General features: G+C 44.6%; 5 protein-coding genes. 1 reads left to right on the top strand and 4 read right to left on the bottom strand.

Annotation, left to right across the window (positions count from 1 at the left end; translation table 11 throughout):
* Positions 1-326: 326 nt before the first annotated feature.
* Both V3S16_RS10845 and V3S16_RS10850 read right to left on the bottom strand, forming a co-directional pair.
* Positions 327-719: a type II toxin-antitoxin system VapC family toxin gene (locus V3S16_RS10845; protein WP_413884817.1), complete on the bottom strand. Its 393-nt coding sequence runs from the start codon at positions 717-719 to the stop codon at positions 327-329.
* A complete protein-coding gene (locus V3S16_RS10850; protein WP_413884819.1) occupies positions 701-937 on the bottom strand; it encodes a type II toxin-antitoxin system Phd/YefM family antitoxin in 237 nt (78 codons plus the stop codon). Before V3S16_RS10850 ends, V3S16_RS10845 begins: the two co-directional genes overlap by 19 nt.
* Positions 938-995: 58 nt before the next feature.
* Here V3S16_RS10850 and V3S16_RS10855 point away from each other — a divergent pair, with 58 nt between their 5' ends.
* Positions 996-1,241 carry a hypothetical protein gene (locus V3S16_RS10855; RefSeq protein WP_413884821.1) on the top strand — a complete coding sequence of 82 codons (246 nt, stop codon included), beginning with the start codon at positions 996-998 and terminating at the stop codon, positions 1,239-1,241.
* A gap of 83 nt (positions 1,242-1,324) precedes the next feature.
* On the opposite strand, the gene V3S16_RS10860 is transcribed toward V3S16_RS10855, so the two are convergent.
* Both V3S16_RS10860 and V3S16_RS10865 read right to left on the bottom strand, forming a co-directional pair.
* Positions 1,325-2,044 carry a methyltransferase gene (locus V3S16_RS10860; protein WP_413884823.1) on the bottom strand — a complete coding sequence of 240 codons (720 nt, stop codon included), beginning with the start codon at positions 2,042-2,044 and terminating at the stop codon, positions 1,325-1,327.
* Between the two features lie 347 nt (positions 2,045-2,391).
* On the bottom strand, positions 2,392-3,162 hold the full coding sequence (locus V3S16_RS10865) for a class I SAM-dependent methyltransferase (protein WP_413884825.1): 771 nt from the start codon (positions 3,160-3,162) through the stop codon (positions 2,392-2,394).
* Between the last annotated feature and the right edge of the window lie 273 nt (positions 3,163-3,435).

Raw genomic sequence — 3,435 nt, forward strand, 5'->3', positions numbered from 1 at the left:
TTGCCCCAATGCAATCGGCGAATGCCCCAATTAAACGGAACTCCGCGTTTAACGGAGTAAATATTTCATAGGGCAAGAATTTAACGGGGCAGGCGGGTCTGCCACAACGCTAAAAAATTATTTAGTCGCCCCAGAAGAATAGGAAGTGGGAGGGACACTTGGGGACGTCTATGCTTTTATAACATTGTCATCGCTTATAAGCTTAAAACATTTATCTATAGCGATCATTTCACCGCGTTTAACAGATTTGCTGATGGTCGGCTGTGAAAGATTGAATCTTTTTGCAAGTTCAATAGACAGGATGTAATTTCAGCCGCAGGTAATGATTACCAAATCGCCTTGGAATAATGCTGCCTTATCGTTATGTTTTTGGTGACAAGTGTCTTGTGGTCGATTGCGGCTTGGGCAGTAATGATCCGGTCAAAAGGATCTCTTGTCCAGCTCTGTTTTGAAGCCAGTTGAATTACGTCAACAAATGGTTTTGTACACACCTTCAATCTGATTTTTTGTTGCAGATAACGGTATATCTGATCTGATTCAACCTTTAATCGATCGATCTCGTAAAGGTATACCAGCTCTAATAAAACCATTGGGGATATTAAAACCGTTACCGATTCTTCAATGAGTTGGCACGCGCGTCTGCTCAGTCCCTCTCCTCTCAGGGCATACAGCCAGAGGACCACATGGGTATCTAAATAGATCATATCTTCGGATTCCATTCCTCGGACCAATCCATATGCACAAAATCCTCGGGGTCCCCGACAATGCAATCAGGATGGCTTTCCAGGCGTTCCAGTTTTGATTCAGGTTCGGACAGGGTAATGAGAAGACGTTTGCCTTTGCGTTTTATTTCTATAGGATTACCGCTCTCCAGCACCTGATCTAAGAGTTTGTAAATATTTTTGCGAAGCTCGGTTGGTGTAATTTCGAGAGTCATGGTTTTCCTCCTGATTCTTGATAGATGATTCCCGGCCGACTAAAAGCGTACGTTGTTTATGCCATTAAACGTACTTCTTGTCAAGCAGCAATTTTCCTATCAAAAAGGTTCAAGGTTCAAAGGTTCAGAGTTCAAAGGTTCAGGGTTCAGGGTTCAAAGGTTCAGAGGTTCAGAGGTTCAGGGTTCAGAGGTTCAGAGGTTCAGTGTTCAAAGGTTCAGAGGTTCAGAGGTTCAGAGGTTCAAAGGTTCAGAGGTTCAGAGGTTCAGAGGTTCAGGGTTCAGAGGTTCAGGGTTCAGAGGTTAAACGCAGAACCCAGAACGCAGAAACTGTGAACGCCTACTAAAGGTCTACGGTCATTTTTATCTGGTGAATGACGAGGTCTGAAGTTATGATTTTCGGGTTACCATCCAGAAAAAACCGCTATCCAACAATTCCTCGACTTTTCCTACATACTTTAATTGTGCATTAGCCTCGATAAACGGCAAAAAATCTTTTTCATCGGCAGCGGAGCTGTTTTCCAGAAACCACACCTCACCCCTCTTTGTTAAGTAACGGTGACATAGATTATAGAAAGATTTATGAAAATCCCAACCTGCATCAAAGGTGCCCAGCCGGCTGGGAGACAGGGGTTTATTTTTTTTGATGTGATCTTTTACAAAATAATGGGGCGGGTTTGATACGATAAGATCGAACTTTTCATTTTGCGGGATATGATTAAGACCATCGGAAAGATAGGAACGGACCTGATCACCCAGCAAGCTTTCGAAATTGTTTATCCTGATGGTTTTATGAAGAGAATTGAGGTTGAATATATTTATATCTGCAAATACGGCCTCTTTGACAATCGCATCCAGCCTTAACTCGGAAAAGATCGTCAATCCCACGATCCCGACGCCGCAGCAGATATCTAAAATTTTCAAGTCATGGAGCTGTCTCTCCTTTATCATATTGATTGCGCCTCTGGCGGTCAATTCACCTTGAGGCGTTTTTCCTACACTGCACGGATCGACCTCATATTGTATTCTGCCGATTTTAAACCGGCTTTTTTTGATTTTCCAAATCGCATAACCGCAAGTTCTAAATATTTTTTTGATCAACGGGCTCATTTTACTCCCTTTATTTTTCCATTCGCCAGGTTTAAAACCTTCGCCTTTTAGGCGAAAAGCTTCAGCATCATAATGATTTGCGGTTAAGGTTCAAGGTTCAGAGGTTCAGGGTTCAAAGGTTTAAGGGTTCAAAGGTTTAAGGGTTAACGCAGAATCCGAACCCAGAGCGCAGAACCTGTAACTCAGAACCTAGAACGAATAACCCAGAACGCAGAACCCAGAACGGTGAACCTAATTCGTCCAAGTACCTTTCGACTGACTTTCAGTCGGAACAGAAATCTACCTGCTTTAGCAGGCAGTGGTTTAATTCATCCGCTTCACAAAAGCAAGTTCTTATCAGTAGCTGTCTATTTGCGGCAAAACAGCAGGTAATTGCGGTTGATGCGCCAGCGCTTGCGCTGATTAGCGGTCAGAAACTTCTTGGACTCCACTACTTTGGCGATAAGTCCGGCTTTGGCCAGCCGGCCTATCAAGTCGCTGCCATAGGAACGGAAATGGAAGGGGTGGCCGAAGACTGCTTTGCGCTCGGCCGGAGTGGTGAGGCTTATATCTTCATAAGTCGGACGGGCAGGATCAAACGGTACCATAATGACGGCCCATCCCGAGGGATGCAGCACTCTCGCCAATTCACGAATTGCGGGCCGGTCATCATCGATATGCTCCAGCACATGGCTGGAGATGATTATATCGAAACAGCCTTCCTTAAACGGCAGGTATTTGAGATTCGCCTGGACATGGGCGTGGGGATCAAAGGCATCGATGCCGATATAACCATGGTGGTGTTGAGTGTGAAACGGTCCCGCCAGGGCAGGTTCAGGTGCGGTGTGCAGCAAACGTGCACGCCGCTTGAAAAAATCGGTACAGCATTGCAAATAGAGCCAAAGAAAGCGGTGCCGTTCCAGAGAACCACAGCTGGGGCACTGCGCATTGGAACGACGCCCCAGTCCAAATGGTAAAAATTCCTCGGCTGAATTTCTGCAAACCGGACATTGCAGCTCACCCGGCACAACCCGCCCGTCCTTAGGAATCAGCCGGCGGCGTTCCCTCCGGTAAACCTCAGCTTCTGAAAGGTTACCGGTCTCGATGTCGGAGGTTAGGGTATGGAGGTCATTTAGCATAAAATTAAAATGTTAAGGTTTCTTTATATATAGCCACAGCGCAGTTATGTGTCAACGCGGTGCTCCTTTTAATCATTTACTGAGCATACCCTAACGATAATTCTGCTTGAAAAAAGTATAAATATAAATAATATTGGCTACTAAGAGTATTTTTAATGTTGGTCGCCTTTTTCATAAGGCCTAACACTTTTTTCAATCAATGTCATTCCATATCACACCGTTATCATAGAAAGCATCAAAGGTCTCAAGGAGTAATATTATGGATAAAGCAAA

It is taken from the genome of Candidatus Desulfatibia sp. (assembly GCF_036446775.1).
GTDB lineage: Bacteria > Desulfobacterota > Desulfobacteria > Desulfobacterales > UBA11574 > Desulfatibia_A.